Genomic DNA, 15386 nt, shown 5'->3' on the forward strand with positions numbered 1-15386 from the left:
AAAGCCCCTCTTTTGATCCAATATCCGCATAAAATGGGGTGGCAGCGCGATTTTTCGCAACTTTTTGGCTTCATATCGTATAAGTTATATATCCAGGGCAACTCGCTTGTTGCGAATTGCTGACCTGCTAACTAATGAAAAATGATCATGATATTGTTTTGACGGGACAGAGGAGGAATTGTGATGAAACTGCTTCAGCGCATCAAAAACGGAGCAAACAAAGCAACAGAGCGTGCTCAGCATGCCGTTGAGATTGGCAAATTGAACAATCAGATTGTGGGCTTGCAACAGGAACAAGAAGTCCATTTTACCGATATGGGCCGCATTTTCTATGAAGGTTATCGTGCGCAGGATATGACGCTCGCTGAAAAGGAAATGGTGGATCTGTCTAATCTGTGTGACGAGTTGCAGGATGAGATCGACGCTCTTCGCAGCAAGATTGCCGAGTTGAAGAACGAACGCCTGTGTGAGTGTGGACACGTCGCATCACTGGATGCCAACTTCTGTCCGAAGTGTGGACGCAAATTGGGCGAATCCAAACCGGGTGCAGCTGCATCGGGAGCGGCCGGAGCCGCAGGGGTTGCCAAAACGGCAAATCACGAGACGGCAGCTGCACAGAACCCGGTTGCGGAACAGTCGATTTTTGACGCACCGCCGGTTGCGGAAGAACATGAAGAGACCGAGCCGTATCATACGGTTATCCCTTCGATTGCTGATTTGGATACGGAACCGGGATATAACAGCACCGAGTTTACGATCGAAGAGAAGGAAGCATTCGATGCTGAGTGGGAACGCCGCAGAGAAGAGGAGATGCAACGGGAACGTGAGCGTCAGCAGGAGCTGGATGAGCGTATTCGTTATTGGAAAGAAAACAATCCGATTGTGAACACCGTAGATGTGCAGACGGAAGTGCCACGTGAAATGGTGAAGTGTCAGATTTGTGCATCCGAATTGCCAAAAGGCTCGAAGTGGTGCCCGCGTTGCGGAGCCGAGCAGATTTGATGCAGTAGACGTGCTGCCGTCAGGCAGTGCTGGTTGCTGACAGCATGGGGGGACAGAAATATGGACCAACTGCTGCATCATCTACGTCATCTCGGGTTCACCGAGATGGAATCTAAAATTATGGTGGAATTAGCCCGCCAGGGATCAGCCTCTGGATATGAGGTAGCCAAACGGCTGGGCGTGTCCCGTTCCAATGTATATGCGACCTTGCAACGACTGGAATCCAGAGGATTTCTCCGGTGCAGTCCGGGAGAACCTGCGAAGTACAGCATGTTGAAACCGGAAGAGATGACACGCATGATCTCGGATCAGATGCACACTTCTCTGGATTACGTCGAGCGAAGTATGCCGAAGAGCGAACCGGAGAAACCTGTATTTTACAATGTCGAAGGCGACAAAAATGTTCTGGAGAATCTGAGTCGTGAACTTGCCGCAGCACAGCACGAGATTGTGGTGGATGTGTGGCGCGAGGAAGCAGAATTGCTGCGAGAGGATTTGCAGCAGGCTGAGGCTCGTGGGGTGCGCTTATTGTGGTCCTGTGAAGGTGGGGAAGGTATGGTGGATCAGCCGCTTCCTTTGCCGGGATTGCCGTCACATGGCATGGATACCGGGCGTAAGTTCTCGCTCGTTGTAGATCGCCGCTGGTGCATGCTGGGCATGCGCGGGGAGTCATGCCCGACGCAGGCCGTGGTCACGGCACATCCGGTAATGACCGGATTGCTACTGAATCATTTTGCACAAGAACTGGTGCTGTATGAACTGGAGCAGGATATGGGTGAGGAGTTGGAGGATCGCTACGGACGTCGGTACGCAGACATTGCTGAACGGTACTGGTCTACCCCTGCGCCGGAGAGTGAGAAGTGACAGTTAGTGCAGTAAGAGAAGAACTCTTACGGGAGAACTCGTACGTAAGAACAAGAACGGGATGACAAAGTAAAAACAGTAACAGCTGAAAAAGTAAACATGTAGCGGATGACAAGTATGAGAACAAGTGCAAGTGCAAGGCACGTGCAAGTTTGATTAAAACTAAAGTAGCAGCTGAAAAAATAGCAAAAGGACGAGGCGTGAATGGATGTTCACTGTGACCTCGTCCTTTTTTTTGTTATTTTGTGTCAACTCAACCTTGACCATCCTCTTGTAACTGTTATCGCGCGTAACTGTGGTCCTGCCTTAACTGTTATCCTGGGTCACTTCCCCTTAAATTCTGCTTTGCTCATGCGACGAATGATGCGTCATCGGAACCTTAAGGTAGAGCAAAGCACGACACCTTCCAGCCTCTTCTCTATCACATACTCGAAAGGTTATGGTTGAGCGTTGAGCGCTAACGATCACCACAAGCCTTATTTTGGCGAAATCCACCTCTTTCAGATTCTAACGATCCTCAGGAACGCTATTTCGTCCAAAAACCACCTTTTTAGCGCAACTGAAGCCATTTTCGCCTAAATAACGTCTCTGGTGATCGTTACATTTCACGACATCCCATTAATGGGGCAAATAACGTTCCCTGTGATCGTTAGAATTTTTCTGAGCCCAAGCTCGTGCACATTCGCTTTAGGTGGTTCGTGAGTACAACGATACAATTCAGAACCAAAATGCAGTGATGCTTGTTACAGCATTGGTTTGCCATCCGGTTGATAGTAAAAGAATGCTTCTGGAATACCTAGAGGGTAATGTTACTGGAATATATGAGGTATTGATTGGTCTAGGTACTGGTTAAAGGTATGAAGTGATGCTATTTTTGAGAAAATGAAGTTAGACCCCATGTACTCGTTTCAAAGCTTCGAGTACGTCGATATAATACGTGGAGCCATGCGGCACAAAATCCGCCGTGCTTACTGCGCATATGAGGCGTGCAGCACTGGCGGAATGCTTATAATCGCCATGATTGGACGAAAGGTCGGTTGATGTCATTGTGATTTCTTGGGTGCACTCAGACAGTGACTCACCAGTTCGTGGGGATGTGGATATAGGTGTGTTATCCTGTGATGGTGTAGATAAGGCTTCACCTTCTTGCACAAATGTCCGTTGTTGCGCACGCACACCAGATGCCTGCACGGCATCTTTCTCTTGGCGGAACAGGGCGAGCAAGTCATCCAGTGGCGCTTCATAGAGACTATCCACTTCGCTAGCCTGAAGAACATAGGACTCCAGTGGCTGGTTCAGACACAGACCATAGACAGCACTGAATTCCCGATCCAGAAACGGAATACCACGCACCTCACCCTGTAGCTGTTGCCTAGCCGTGAACAAATAAGTCAGTGCATCGAATGAGGTATGCACACCGAGCTCTTCTTCGAGTTCACGATGTGCATCCTGTAGCTGTTCACCGGCTACGAGGTGGCCTGCCGCTGTGATATCATAATATCCGGGAAAAGTATCTTTAATATCCCGTCGTCGCTGAAACAGAACCATGCGCTTGTCGCCTTCGTCACGCACGATCCAGCAATGAAAGGAACGATGCCAATATCCTTTGGCATGAACCTCGTTACGGGGTGCTGTACCGATCCATTTTTGCTGATCGTTATAAATGTCGAAACGTTCTGGGGTCATGAAACGTATCTCCTTATATAGCAGAATTTAAAGTTCAAAATTTCACAAACTATTTTTTTAACGAAAGGGGAACGATTGTATGGAATGCATTGTACACTTTCAGGTGATTTATCCGCAACCTCAGGAGCGTAAAGCGCTTAGGGGACTTATCTTTGTAGGGCAAGGTCAGGAGCCGGCCACGAGTCAGCTTACGACGATGTTTAAAGACATGGGATTTCATGTTCGTTTGGAAGACGAAGCACAGTTGCTGTTTAAACCGACGGATGCCAGCGCCAATTTTGAATACATTCGGGTTACTGAACTGGATACCGGCGAAGAGGTCTACAAGGAAGACAAAGATCTCAAATCGATTCTGGAACACTTGCTACCAAAACGTTTCTAAATAAGAGACGCACGACCGGCATAAAGTAATCACAATGAATAAAAAAAGGTCCCACCATTTAAGGTGGAACCTGGACATTCGCAGGTTTGATGTGCTTTATATGCTTATGCATAGCTAAATAGTTTCGATCAAACAAGAATGAGTATGCTTAAATGCTCTATAGATGCAGAACAATAATGAATACATAAGCGTACATTGGCTTAGATGGCATCGCTGTATCAAGAACCAAACCTGCGTTTTGCTTTATTTAATTGTTCGCTCTACACAATAATAAATCCAATCATTATGCCGGAGCGTTGCTTCCTTCAGCCTCGAGCTGGGAAGTGCATTGGGAACAACGAGTAGCCGCAGCCGGAATTTCAGACAGGCAGTACTTGCAGGCTTTCGTTGTTTTTTTCGGCTCAGGCTTGGCATGCTCTTTGCGCTTCAAATAGTTAATGCCCTTAACCAACATGAAGATACAGAACGCCACGATAATGAAATCAATCATCACATTGATAAATTGACCGTAAGCGATGACGGTGGCACCGGCTTCGTTGGCTTGAGCCAGTGTTGTGATGTCTTGTCCATCGGCTGTCTTTACGTCAGGGTCAAGGTTAATGATCTTTTGGCTGAAATCGATTCCGCCGAGCAGTTTCCCAACCGGTGGCATGATGATATCATTCACAAGGGACGTAACGATTTTTCCAAAAGCAGCTCCGATAATTACACCGACCGCCAGATCAATGACGTTGCCGCGAACAGCAAACTCCTTAAATTCTTTCAGTATACCTCTCATTGTGACAATCTCCTTTAACGACTAATATAGATTCAGCACGCCTTCTCCAAGGATTAATCCTGTAAGTACACGCTTTTGTTCTCATATTGTACATAAAAAATGAAAATCAATCATCCCCATTATGCAAAAGAAACATCGTTTCCGCAAATTCCATGAAAATACCTCTTTATTTCAAGCCGCCAATTCGGTATACTTCTAACATTGTTAGTGAGATTACACTTTTACATTCAGGTTCGCAATTATACATGGATACGAATCGTGAAGCCAAAATGAATTGAATAGCCGTTACTCGTATATGTGCAGGAATAGGCCTGCATGTCTCTACCCGATCACCGGAATGATTGGACTACGGGAAGGATGCTTCTACGCTCTGCGTGGGTTATGGTCAGGTCTACCTAATAAATACTTAGGTATGCTTCCTCAGCCTCACCCTATGGCGTTTGCAGTGTTCGAGCGGCTTGTGTCCGTACAGGAACAAGTCCGTCTTTCCCGTCTCCGGTTCAAGCCGCAGGTGTGGACAGGCGGGCTTTTTGTTTTTTACACGGGAGAGATATTGCGGAGCAGACTGTACATGGCGGTAGAGGGCATTTGGGAGGAAAAAAACGATGCAATTGTTAAAAGACAAAGTAAGACAGGAAGGCATTGTCCTGTCCGAGCAGGTACTGAAAGTAGACTCATTCCTGAACCACCAGATGGACCCGGTGTTGATGAAGGAAGTTGGCAAAGAGTTCATCCGCCGTTTTGAAGGAGAGAATATTACACGTGTGCTGACGATTGAATCATCCGGGATTGCGCCGGGCATTATGACGGCACTTGAACTGAACGTTCCGCTGATCTTCGCCCGCAAGCAGAAGTCACTTACTCTAACGGAAGATATTTTGGTGGAGAAAGTGTATTCCTTTACCAAACAGGAGACGAATGAAATTACTGTTGCCAAAAAGTTTATGAACCCTGGTGACCGTGTGCTGATTATTGATGATTTTCTGGCGAACGGCGAAGCCGCATTTGGTCTGGCTCGCATTGTAGAACAGGTAGGTGCGGAAGTCGTAGGGATCGGGATCGTGATTGAAAAAGCATTCCAGCCGGGAGGCCGTCTGTTGAAAGAAGCGGGTTACCGCGTGGAATCCCTGGTTCGTATTGGAGCACTGTCCGATGGACAAGTAACCTTTGCAGATGAGGAGGGCACGAACTAATATGGCACGCGAACGTATTTTTCAGCGTCACCGGCATCCGGCCAAAACCTTCTCACTTGGCTTGCAACACGTACTTGCGATGTATGCAGGAGCTGTCATCGTCCCGCTTATTGTTAGTAGCGCACTTGGATTCACACAGGAGCAACTTACCTATTTGATTGCGATCGACTTGTTGGCTTGCGGCGTAGCCACTCTGCTTCAGGTCTGGGGCAATAAATATTTCGGCGTTGGACTGCCAGTTATGCTGGGCTGTGCCTTTCAGGCCGTATCTCCGATGATTATGATCGGAAAGAGCAGCGGCGTATCTGCCATCTACGGTGCCATTATTGCCTCCGGTCTGTTCGTTCTCATTTTCTCCGGTTTGTTCGGCAAACTCATTCGGCTCTTTCCGCCAGTGGTTACAGGTTCCGTGGTCACCATTATTGGTCTGACCCTGATTCCTGTTGCATTCACCGATTTAGGTGGGGGCCAGAATGCAGAAGACTTCGGTAGCGGTATACATCTGTTGCTAGGTTTCGGCGTATTCATCTTCATTATTTTAATGACCCGTTTCACTACAGGTTTTGTACGCTCCATCTCTGTATTAATCGGTCTTTTCGTTGGTACGGTGGCTGCTGGCTTCATGGGTGAGGTGAAATTTGCCCCTGTTCTTGATGCAAGCTGGTTCCATATGGTTCAGCCGTTTTATTTCGGAAGACCGACCTTTGAGATTGTTCCTATTCTGACGATGATTCTTGTTGCGATTGTCAGTGTGGCCGAATCTACGGGCGTATTTATGGCGCTGGGTAAAATGTTGGACAAGGGTCTGACTTCCAAGGATTTGGCGCGTGGATATCGTGCAGAGGGTCTGGCTATCGTGCTTGGGGGGATTTTTAACTCTTTCCCTTATACGACGTATTCGCAAAATGTAGGGCTTGTACAGATGACACGTGTGAAGACACGTGATGTCATCGTTGTTGCAGGCGGTTTGCTGATCGTTATTGGCTTTGTCCCGAAAATTGCTGCACTGGCTCAGCTCGTACCTGGCTCAGTGCTTGGCGGTGCCATGGTGGCATTGTTCGGTATGGTGATTTCGTCGGGTATCCGCATCATTGGCAGTCAGGTGGACCTGAACCGTCATGAGAACCTGTTCATCATTGCTTGTTCTGTTGGCATGGGGCTGGGGGTAACGGTGGTGCCTCAGTTGTTCGCAGGTGCACCAGCATGGGCTCAGATTATGCTGGGCAATGGCATTATTGCAGGTAGCTTTACAGCAATCTTTATGAATTTGTTGTTTAATGGACTCGGCAGTAAAGAAACAGCCGTCGAATTGGCTGCACAGCATACGGATGAGATGGCTCAGGAGAACAGCAAGACTGCATAAAAGTACTTTTACTCTGATGCTTGGTCAGAAGGGTTATTATGTAAAGCGTACATGATGAATCATTCATGGCATAACGTATTTTGACTCAGGATATGAATGATTTATTTCATATATTATTCACGTTATAAAATATCAATGCGATGAGTATAAATTAACCTTCATGTTGGACAGTTAACATAATTTACGCACAGGAAACACCGAAACAATGGGTTCAGCACAAACCATTGTTTCGGTGTTTTCTTGTTATTGCACGATAAGATATTATAGGTGCCGCATCTGCTTTTCGGCAAAATCACCAACCCAAGGCAGTTTCAGCCATTTTCCTTGCAGACTTGTAACGACGGTCAGGAGCCATACGATTACACCAAGCAGGGATAACAGTGAAGCTACAAGTGGACCAAACAGTGGAAGAAAGGTCGACAATACATGCCCAACCATAATCAGTCCGAAAACCGTCACGGATTGAAGGGCATGGAACAAGACAAATCGGCTGCGCTTCTCCACGGCTAGAAAGATGATGCCGCCTACAAACGTGAATAAATAACACAACATTCCGGCTATATTTTCATCCAGACCGCTGGACGATTTCATGGGAGACATTCGGCCCAGCCTCCTTTGTCCTTTTTATATAGGCTATGTAGGAGGTGGACAGAACTGAACCTATGAATGGATTAAGTTTGAATCTGTCTGCGAGGGCTGGTTATTTTCCCTTTTTTATCTTCATCATCTTCCTTGGGCACCAGACGCTCATCTGTTTTTCCTTCGTGATGATTATCAAATGCATACTCTGTCAGCTTCCATTCGGTTTTGCCAAGTACGAGATCGGCAGGAAACTCTTGCCCCCGGTGAAGGTGCTCTTCCTGCCCGGCTTCATTGATATATACGCCGTCGACCTCAACCTTTTCATGCGAAAGGGGCAACATATCCTGTTCTTTGCGTTCCATAACAGGTCCTCCTTTTAGTTCCATATAGTTAACTGATTTGGTGATCCAAGATAATATCCCCCGAATAGTTGGGGGTTATGCTGGATAGATTAATCCGTATAGAATAAACATTTTATTAAATATGATTCGGAATTAAACTTTTTGGGCAGTAAAACCGTTATATATATTAGGAAAAATCGTCAAGTCGTAACGAGGTTCCGAATATGATACAATAAGATTATGATTCAACCTGAATCATATCGGGTATTTATAGTGTCAGGTACTTGCTATTCGGCGAGGTTCCCGACCTAAAGCTTGCTTTAAGCCGCGCACACAACTTCATGAATGGCATTTAAGACTTATTCGGCGTTCTCTAAACGGAGCATTCACTTTCAACGTTTTGGGAGGGAATTACAATGGCAACGAAAGGTCACAATGAGGTCAAAGAAAGTTTGAGGGAAATGACTCGGATTTTCCGTCCTAAAGATCCAAAAAAATTCGTGAAGGAGTATGTGAGAAAATACCGGATTACGGGTGGATATGAGGAAGAATTGACTTCTGTCGTTGAGCATGAACTTGTCAAGATGGATTCTTCCGTATCCTGAAACAACACCAACTTCTGATTATACTGTTCCAATATGAATAGAACCGTCTCTCGGGCCTTGGCTCCGGCAGACGGTTTTTTTTGCGTTTGTGGAGTCAATTTGCATGGTTCTATATTATCTTGGATTTTGGTGTCACTTTAGGGGCTTTGTTCTGAATTTCTCGCATATATATGGAAGTATACCGACAGCAGGAAGGATGAAGGCATGTGGATCCTATATTGAAAACCAGAGAAGAGATTGGCTACATGCGGGAAGCGGGACGGATATTAAAGGAATGCCATCGACATATTGAACGGTACATGGTTCCGGGTACCACAACAGCGGAGATTAACGAGCTTGTCGAAGCTTTCCTCGCGGATCATGGAGCCACACCTGAGCAGAAAGGGTATAAAGGGTATCCTTACGCTACATGTGCTTCCGTCAATGAAGTGGTTTGTCACGGGTTTCCCGGAAGCCAGGCACTTGCAAGTGGAGATGTCGTAACGATTGATATGGTAGTGAATAAAGACGGCTGGCTTGCTGATTCGGCCTGGACATATGCTATAGATGAACCGAGCAGATCTATTCGCCGGCTTATGAAACGTACGGAAAAAGCGCTATATAAGGCGATCGCACAGGCCGTTCCCGGCAATACACTTGGAGATATTGGGAGCGCGATTGAACGAACGGCACGGTTATACCGATACGGGATCGTCAAACCGCTTATCGGCCACGGCATAGGGCAATATATCCACGAGCCACCGAATGTACTGCCTTATGGAAAACGAAAAACAGGAATGATGCTTGCCGAAGGCATGGTCATAACCATTGAACCCATATTCACGAAGGGTAGCTCCGGGGCCGTGGTGTGGGATGAGGATGGCTGGACAGTCCGAACGCTGGATGAAAGCTGGGGCGTGCAGTATGAACATACCGTAGCCATTACCAAGGATGGGCCGTTGATTCTAACGGATGGAACTTAAACGAAAATTTTCACTCTATATTGAATGATCGTAATGCTGTAAAGCTGGCGTGAATGCTCCATGCAAATATCGAATCGAAGGTCCATGGGGCAGAATCGTCCATTTCCAGTTGGTGTGGTAATCGTTTCCTGAAAAGTCGAAGATTCTTTTTGCATAATATTGCATGTTTTTATTGTGATAAAAGTCGCCAAGAAATCTGATATCATCACCGAAATTTGGCAAAATTTTTCAGCGGTTAATTGTAATACTTTTAAGTGAAATCGTTTGCAAACCAAGTTGTGATGCGGTTTTATACATAAAGTGAACAATTTGTGAACATGTGTCCAAAGATTGACAAAATCATACCCTCAACTTATATTTAATAAGTGATTGAAGCATATAGAATGAATTGGAAGAATGCGCAGACATGCCCTGGACAGGAAATGACGGGAGTACTGGAAGCGTTATTTTTGTAAGCATCCTATATGATGAAGAGGATTATGTGTATCGTGCTGAAACGTACATGTGTTGGCTTTGTACCGACGACAACGTAATCTACGAAAACGTAAAAAAGTGGGGTAGATCAATGATGAAACAGTGGCAGGTTGCAAAGCGAATTCTCCCCTTGCTGGCGGTGTTCTCTTTGCTGCTATCCGCATGCGGGCGGGAAGACTTGTCGGCAATGAAACCTCAGGGTCCTGTGGCGCAAGACCAATTAGATCTGATGAAGCTGTCTATTGCGATTATGATCGTGGTGCTCATCATTGTATTTGCGATTGCTGCCTATGTCCTGATCAGGTTTCGCAGACGAGCAGGGCAGACCGAAATGCCTGAGCAGGTTGAAGGAAACTTCAAGCTGGAAGTAATATGGACAGCCATTCCACTTCTGCTGGTCATTATTTTGGCTGTACCAACAGTGCAGACGATTTTCGCCCACGGTGAAGATCTGACGAATGACAAAAACGCAGTTAAGGTCCAGGTAACCTCACATCAGTATTGGTGGGAATTCACTTATCCTCAGTATGACATAACCACCGCTCAAGACCTCATCATCCCGACCGGAAAGAAAATTGCATTCGAATTGAAAACCGCGGACGTGCTTCATTCCTTCTGGGTGCCGTCACTTGCGGGCAAAATGGACACAAACCCGGATGGAACACTGAACAAATTCAGCTTCTCTGCTCCAAATGAAGGCGTTTACCGTGGTAAATGTGCCGAGTTATGCGGTAGATCTCATGCTTTCATGGAATTCAAAGTTAAGGCTGTTAGCCAGGAGTCCTTTGACCGCTGGGTTAACGCGATGAAAGCGCCAGCTGTTCTTCCTGAGGACACACAGCTTGCTGAGAAATTCAAAACGAACTGCCTGTCTTGCCACGCTGTTGGCGATCAGGGCGGACCTGTTGCACCGAACCTTACAGGTATCGGAGGTAAGGAATCCGTTGCAGGTATTTTGCTGAATCAGCGGGAAGGTCAGGAAGAAGGTAAACCGGTACTGGATAACATGAAAGAGTGGCTTCATGATCCACAAGCTGTGAAGCCGGGCAATACGATGCCAAGTCCGAAGAGTCTGGGACTGACGGATGAAGAAATCGACGGAATTGCCGAATATTTGGCCAATTACAAATTGGACTACGAATAGAACAGCAAGGATGAAGAAGGGGGTACACAACCTTGGCTCATGCGCATAGCGTCAAGCGGTACAAGGGCTTGATGGACTGGATCACCACCGTCGATCACAAAAAAATCGCCGTTCTTTACTTGATTGCAGGCGGACTTTTCTTCGGCATTGGCGGTATAGAAGCCATTTTGATCCGGATTCAACTGATGAAGCCGATGAACGATTTTGTATCGGCGCAAGTGTTTAATGAATTGATTACGATGCATGGAACTACGATGATTTTCCTTGGCGTCATGCCGATTATTTTTGCCATTATGAATGCGGTAGTCCCTTTGCAGATCGGGGCACGTGACGTAGCGTTCCCTTTTGTTAACGCTCTAGGCTTCTGGACATTTTTGTTCGGTGGTTTGTTGCTCAATCTGAGCTGGGTGATGGGAGGCGCGCCGGACGCAGGCTGGACATCATATACACCTCTCTCCGGTTCGGAGTATAGCGGAACACACGGTGTAGACTTCTATACGATCGGTCTTCAGATCGCCGGTCTGGGTACACTTATCGGGGGGATTAACTTCCTGGCTACCATTATCACCATGCGTGCGCCAGGCATGTCCTATATGCGGATGCCGATGTTTACCTGGACCACGTTTATTACATCAGCAATTATCCTGTTTGCTTTTCCTGCCATCACGGTAGGCCTTGTATTATTGACGTTTGACCGTATTCTCGGTGCGAATTTCTTCGATGTTGCAGGTGGCGGTAACCCCGTGCTCTGGCAACATATCTTCTGGATTTTCGGACACCCGGAAGTTTACATCCTGATCTTGCCGGCATTCGGCATTATCTCGGAGGTTATTCCAACCTTCTCGCGTAAGCGGTTGTTTGGATATAGCTCTATGGTATTTGCAACCATACTGATTGCCTTCCTGGGCTTCATGGTCTGGGCGCATCACATGTTTACGACAGGTCTGGGTAACGTGGCTAACGCGTTATTCTCGATCTCAACGATGCTGATTGCTGTACCGACAGGGATCAAAATCTTCAACTGGCTCTTTACGATGTGGGGTGGACAGATTCGCTTTACGGCGGCCAATCTCTTTGCTGTCGGATTTGTACCAACCTTCGTTATGGGTGGGGTTACCGGTGTCATGCTGGCTTCTGCCCCGGCAGACTTCCAGTTCCATGACACGTACTTTGTCGTAGCTCACTTCCACTATGTAATTGTGGGCGGACTGGTTCTCGGATTATTCTCCGGACTTCATTACTGGTGGCCGAAGATGTTTGGTCGTATTCTAAGTGAGTCACTCGGGAAGTGGACATTCTGGACATTTATGATCGGGTTCCAGTTGACCTTCTTCGTACAGCATTTCCTCGGTCTGATGGGGATGCAGCGCCGGATTGTTACATACTTGCCGAATCAGGATTTTGACCTGCTTAACTTGGTTAGCTCCATCGGGGCGTTCCTCATGGGCGTAGGGGTCATTATATTCCTGGTGAACATCGTCATCACGACGAAGAAACCAATCGATGCACCAAACGATCCGTGGGAAGACGGTCGTACACTGGAGTGGACGATTCCATCGCCGCCGCCAGAGTACAACTTCAAACAAACACCACTGGTACGTGGTATCGATGCATATTGGAAAGAGAAGATGGCAGGCAACAAGGAGATGACTCCGGCGGAGCCGGTAGGTTCCATTCATATGCCATCTGCTACACCGTTGCCGTTTGTGATGTCGGTAGGTATTTTTATCGCCGGCCTTGGACTGATGTTCAGCAAAGACACATTCGAATTGGAATTCATGAATATCATCTTCAATAATTATATCGTGCTTATTATCGGTCTTCTCATTACATTTGGTGCGATGGCACTGCGCTCATTATATGACGATCACGGCTGGCACATTGAACCCGAGGATCAGGACGAGAAGGGGGCGAGAACATGACAACCTCACATGCCGAGCCGGTAAACGGCAAACTGCCGCATGAACCAGAGAAGGCAACGCTGGAAGGACGCAACAAGCTGATTGGCTTCTGGCTGTTCCTTGGCGGTGAGACGGTACTGTTTGGTACACTCTTCGCGACCTTCCTGGCACTCCGCGGGCAGACCAATGATGGACCTACAGCGAATGAACTGTTCCATCTGCCGCTTGTGGCAGCAGCAACGTTCATCCTCTTGGTCAGCAGCTTGACGAGTGTATTCGCCATTCAGGCGATGCACAAAGGGAACCGAAATTCACTGGCTTTGTGGCTGGGGATTACAGTTGTTCTAGGTCTGGGATTCCTTGGTCTGGAGATTTACGAGTTCTACGAGTACGTGAAACATAAAGAGTTCGGCATGACCACGAGTGCCTTCAGTTCGGCATTCTACACGTTGGTCGGGTTCCACGGAGCCCACGTAGCGTTCGGTATTGTATGGATCGGAATCATTATCGGGCAACTGTTCAAAAAAGGATTAACGGTCGTAACCGCACCGAAAGTCTATGTCTCAGCCATGTACTGGCACTTCATCGACGTTGTGTGGGTGTTCATCTTTACGGTCGTGTACCTGCTCGGAAAGGTGGGGTAACACATGTCCGCTCAGGATCAAAGTGATCAACAGCCGGTGAAGCACCGTCACCGTGCGGAAGGGCCTTCGAAGCATGTCGTCGTGTTTATTTTCTCCATTATACTCACGTTGATTGCCTTTGCCGCCGCCGCCGCCGGAGGGGTTAACACAACCTTCACCATTATTATTATGGTTGTCATGGCCATTCTGCAGGTATTTGTACAGCTTGGTTACTGGATGCACTTGAAGGACAAAGGCCACTTGATGCCAATACTATTTATGGCCTTTGGATTTTTCGTAGCCTTTACATGTATTATTATGGCCCTCTTCTGGGTGTGGTGGTAAGAGAGATGGCGGCGGCGTATTGCCGCCGTCTTTTCCCCTTTTATACGAGTGAATGATGAATGATGAATGATGGAGGTTTAACAATCTCTGGATCGTTCCAGGATTCATCAAGAAAGTATGAAATCGTGGTAAATGAAATAAATGTTCACCAAAACAGGTCACGGGGAGGTTTCCCGTATGCTCGGGTTGCAATATTTTAGTTTTGACGACTTATGGAGTCCGCTTATTCTTGCTTTATTTTTGATTATTGCGGCAGCCTACCTCGTATTAGTGGGTCCGTTCAGCGAGAAAGTACGGGGTGCAGAGCCGGCAACTACCGGACAGAAGGTCATGTTTCTCGCAGGTCTATTCGCTCTATATCTGGCGCAAGCGGGGCCCTTCAATCTACTGGGTCATGTGATGTTCAGCTTCCACATGGTGAGCATGGCATTATCCTACCTTGTTGCTCCGCCATTGATGATGAAAGGTTTGCCGACTTGGGTATGGCGCGGTATTGTGCGCTGGTTGCCTAACCGCCAGCTTTCCTTCCTGGCGCATCCCATTGTAGCGGCGGTGTTGTTCAACGGACTGTTTTCCTTGTATCATCTGCCCGTTGTGCATGATTATGTCATGTTGAATTTTACCGTTCACCGGTTGTATTATATCGTACTTTTTATCACATCCATGCTGATGTGGTGGACTTTACTTAACCCTTTGCCAGAGGGTAGACAAGCTTCAGGCTTGTCAAAGGTTGGATTTATCTTTTTGAACATGGTGCTGTTAACGCCTGCATGTGGATTAATTATTTTTGCTTCCGAACCGCTGTATCAGACGTATAGCAACCCGGCCATATGGGCTGAAGCGATGAGGTATTGCGTATCTGGCGACTCCTCGGCAATCCTTCGTTCATTCGGAGGGCCGGCGTTCTTTAATGTCCTGTCTTCTACAAAGGAGGATCAGCAGGTGGGTGGTATTCTAATGAAATTTATTCAGGAGGGCATCTTTGTCTCCATGCTGGCCTATGTGTTTTCTCAATGGTACCGGAAAGAGAGGCAGGAAGAGGATGATGATCTCTCGCCTGCTGGTGGTGGTAAGGAGCAGGGGCCGCTCAATCCAGCCGCCAAATCGTGAGTGTAATGTGACGACAAAAGGGGGAACACAC

16 protein-coding genes and 1 riboswitch are annotated in these 15386 nt (G+C 47.2%); of the genes, 12 read left to right on the top strand and 4 right to left on the bottom strand.

The features are described 5' to 3' along the window. The first annotated feature begins 183 nt into the window (after nucleotides 1-183). On the top strand, nucleotides 184-1002 hold the full coding sequence (locus Q9R46_RS21210; RefSeq protein WP_311281665.1) for a zinc ribbon domain-containing protein: 819 nt from the start codon (nucleotides 184-186) through the stop codon (nucleotides 1000-1002). A 60-nt stretch (nucleotides 1003-1062) separates the two neighbouring features. Continuing rightward, the gene (locus tag Q9R46_RS21215) at nucleotides 1063-1866 is read left to right on the top strand and encodes a TrmB family transcriptional regulator (RefSeq protein ID WP_145333890.1); all 804 of its coding nucleotides are present in this window, start codon (nucleotides 1063-1065) and stop codon (nucleotides 1864-1866) included. An 888-nt stretch (nucleotides 1867-2754) separates the two neighbouring features. Here Q9R46_RS21215 and Q9R46_RS21220 read toward each other — a convergent pair. Next, complete coding sequence (locus Q9R46_RS21220) at nucleotides 2755-3552, bottom strand: NUDIX hydrolase (protein ID WP_311281666.1); 798 nt, start codon at nucleotides 3550-3552, stop codon at nucleotides 2755-2757. A 79-nt stretch (nucleotides 3553-3631) separates the two neighbouring features. Here Q9R46_RS21220 and Q9R46_RS21225 point away from each other — a divergent pair, with 79 nt between their 5' ends. Next, a complete protein-coding gene (locus Q9R46_RS21225; protein ID WP_090918571.1) occupies nucleotides 3632-3934 on the top strand; it encodes a hypothetical protein in 303 nt (100 codons plus the stop codon). A 283-nt stretch (nucleotides 3935-4217) separates the two neighbouring features. On the opposite strand, the gene mscL is transcribed toward Q9R46_RS21225, so the two are convergent. Continuing rightward, nucleotides 4218-4712, bottom strand: a complete 495-nt coding sequence (mscL, locus tag Q9R46_RS21230; protein WP_311281667.1) for a large conductance mechanosensitive channel protein MscL — start codon at nucleotides 4710-4712, stop codon at nucleotides 4218-4220. Between the two features lie 269 nt (nucleotides 4713-4981). Then, nucleotides 4982-5081: riboswitch (purine riboswitch) on the top strand. A gap of 236 nt (nucleotides 5082-5317) precedes the next feature. Between mscL and Q9R46_RS21235 the strand changes: the two genes are divergently transcribed. Together Q9R46_RS21235 and Q9R46_RS21240 are read left to right on the top strand one after the other, a co-directional pair. Further along, complete coding sequence (locus tag Q9R46_RS21235) at nucleotides 5318-5905, top strand: xanthine phosphoribosyltransferase (RefSeq protein WP_090918567.1); 588 nt, start codon at nucleotides 5318-5320, stop codon at nucleotides 5903-5905. A gap of 1 nt (nucleotide 5906) precedes the next feature. Beyond that, nucleotides 5907-7268 carry a nucleobase:cation symporter-2 family protein gene (locus Q9R46_RS21240; protein WP_311281668.1) on the top strand — a complete coding sequence of 454 codons (1362 nt, stop codon included), beginning with the start codon at nucleotides 5907-5909 and terminating at the stop codon, nucleotides 7266-7268. Between the two features lie 261 nt (nucleotides 7269-7529). Here Q9R46_RS21240 and Q9R46_RS21245 read toward each other — a convergent pair whose 3' ends face one another. Further along, nucleotides 7530-7868 carry a DUF4870 domain-containing protein gene (locus Q9R46_RS21245; protein ID WP_123067295.1) on the bottom strand — a complete coding sequence of 113 codons (339 nt, stop codon included), beginning with the start codon at nucleotides 7866-7868 and terminating at the stop codon, nucleotides 7530-7532. A 71-nt stretch (nucleotides 7869-7939) separates the two neighbouring features. Continuing rightward, nucleotides 7940-8212: a transposase gene (locus tag Q9R46_RS21250; RefSeq protein WP_145333884.1), complete on the bottom strand. Its 273-nt coding sequence runs from the start codon at nucleotides 8210-8212 to the stop codon at nucleotides 7940-7942. Between the two features lie 395 nt (nucleotides 8213-8607). Between Q9R46_RS21250 and Q9R46_RS21255 the strand changes: the two genes are divergently transcribed. The 7 genes from Q9R46_RS21255 (at nucleotide 8608) to ctaG (ending at nucleotide 15355) form a co-directional block, all read left to right on the top strand. Beyond that, nucleotides 8608-8796, top strand: a complete 189-nt coding sequence (locus Q9R46_RS21255) for a hypothetical protein (RefSeq protein WP_017690840.1) — start codon at nucleotides 8608-8610, stop codon at nucleotides 8794-8796. Nucleotides 8797-9002: 206 nt separating this feature from the next. Continuing rightward, nucleotides 9003-9758 (top strand): type I methionyl aminopeptidase, encoded by a 756-nt coding sequence (gene map, locus Q9R46_RS21260; protein WP_311281669.1) that lies wholly within the window; start codon nucleotides 9003-9005, stop codon nucleotides 9756-9758. A gap of 565 nt (nucleotides 9759-10323) precedes the next feature. After that, nucleotides 10324-11376, top strand: coding sequence for a cytochrome c oxidase subunit II (gene coxB / locus Q9R46_RS21265; protein WP_145333880.1), 1053 nt, complete (start codon nucleotides 10324-10326; stop codon nucleotides 11374-11376). Nucleotides 11377-11447: 71 nt separating this feature from the next. Then, nucleotides 11448-13298: a cytochrome c oxidase subunit I gene (gene ctaD, locus Q9R46_RS21270; protein ID WP_397351799.1), complete on the top strand. Its 1851-nt coding sequence runs from the start codon at nucleotides 11448-11450 to the stop codon at nucleotides 13296-13298. Then, on the top strand, nucleotides 13295-13921 hold the full coding sequence (locus Q9R46_RS21275) for a cytochrome (ubi)quinol oxidase subunit III (RefSeq protein WP_090918554.1): 627 nt from the start codon (nucleotides 13295-13297) through the stop codon (nucleotides 13919-13921). The genes ctaD and Q9R46_RS21275 overlap by 4 nt, the downstream gene beginning before the upstream one ends. Before the next feature lie 3 nt (nucleotides 13922-13924). Next, nucleotides 13925-14245, top strand: a complete 321-nt coding sequence (locus Q9R46_RS21280) for a cytochrome C oxidase subunit IV family protein (protein ID WP_090918552.1) — start codon at nucleotides 13925-13927, stop codon at nucleotides 14243-14245. 177 nt (nucleotides 14246-14422) lie between these two features. Then, complete coding sequence (ctaG, locus tag Q9R46_RS21285) at nucleotides 14423-15355, top strand: cytochrome c oxidase assembly factor CtaG (RefSeq protein ID WP_145333874.1); 933 nt, start codon at nucleotides 14423-14425, stop codon at nucleotides 15353-15355. Nucleotides 15356-15386: the final 31 nt, after the last annotated feature.

It is taken from the genome of Paenibacillus sp. RRE4 (assembly GCF_031844205.1).
Classification (GTDB): Bacteria; Bacillota; Bacilli; order Paenibacillales; family Paenibacillaceae; genus Paenibacillus; species Paenibacillus xylanexedens_B.

What these genes read in the sequence shown, in the direction of transcription:
- Q9R46_RS21210 (WP_311281665.1), top strand. Translation starts at nt 184, where the DNA reads ATGAAACTGCTTCAGCGCATCAAAAACGGAGCAAACAAAGCAACAGAG.
- Q9R46_RS21215 (WP_145333890.1), top strand. Translation starts at nt 1,063, where the DNA reads ATGGACCAACTGCTGCATCATCTACGTCATCTCGGGTTCACCGAGATG.
- Q9R46_RS21220 (WP_311281666.1), bottom strand. Translation starts at nt 3,552, where the DNA reads ATGACCCCAGAACGTTTCGACATTTATAACGATCAGCAAAAATGGATC.
- Q9R46_RS21225 (WP_090918571.1), top strand. Translation starts at nt 3,632, where the DNA reads ATGGAATGCATTGTACACTTTCAGGTGATTTATCCGCAACCTCAGGAG.
- mscL (WP_311281667.1), bottom strand. Translation starts at nt 4,712, where the DNA reads ATGAGAGGTATACTGAAAGAATTTAAGGAGTTTGCTGTTCGCGGCAAC.
- Q9R46_RS21235 (WP_090918567.1), top strand. Translation starts at nt 5,318, where the DNA reads ATGCAATTGTTAAAAGACAAAGTAAGACAGGAAGGCATTGTCCTGTCC.
- Q9R46_RS21240 (WP_311281668.1), top strand. Translation starts at nt 5,907, where the DNA reads ATGGCACGCGAACGTATTTTTCAGCGTCACCGGCATCCGGCCAAAACC.
- Q9R46_RS21245 (WP_123067295.1), bottom strand. Translation starts at nt 7,868, where the DNA reads ATGTCTCCCATGAAATCGTCCAGCGGTCTGGATGAAAATATAGCCGGA.
- Q9R46_RS21250 (WP_145333884.1), bottom strand. Translation starts at nt 8,212, where the DNA reads ATGGAACGCAAAGAACAGGATATGTTGCCCCTTTCGCATGAAAAGGTT.
- Q9R46_RS21255 (WP_017690840.1), top strand. Translation starts at nt 8,608, where the DNA reads ATGGCAACGAAAGGTCACAATGAGGTCAAAGAAAGTTTGAGGGAAATG.
- coxB (WP_145333880.1), top strand. Translation starts at nt 10,324, where the DNA reads ATGATGAAACAGTGGCAGGTTGCAAAGCGAATTCTCCCCTTGCTGGCG.
- ctaD (WP_397351799.1), top strand. Translation starts at nt 11,448, where the DNA reads ATGGACTGGATCACCACCGTCGATCACAAAAAAATCGCCGTTCTTTAC.
- Q9R46_RS21275 (WP_090918554.1), top strand. Translation starts at nt 13,295, where the DNA reads ATGACAACCTCACATGCCGAGCCGGTAAACGGCAAACTGCCGCATGAA.
- Q9R46_RS21280 (WP_090918552.1), top strand. Translation starts at nt 13,925, where the DNA reads ATGTCCGCTCAGGATCAAAGTGATCAACAGCCGGTGAAGCACCGTCAC.
- ctaG (WP_145333874.1), top strand. Translation starts at nt 14,423, where the DNA reads ATGCTCGGGTTGCAATATTTTAGTTTTGACGACTTATGGAGTCCGCTT.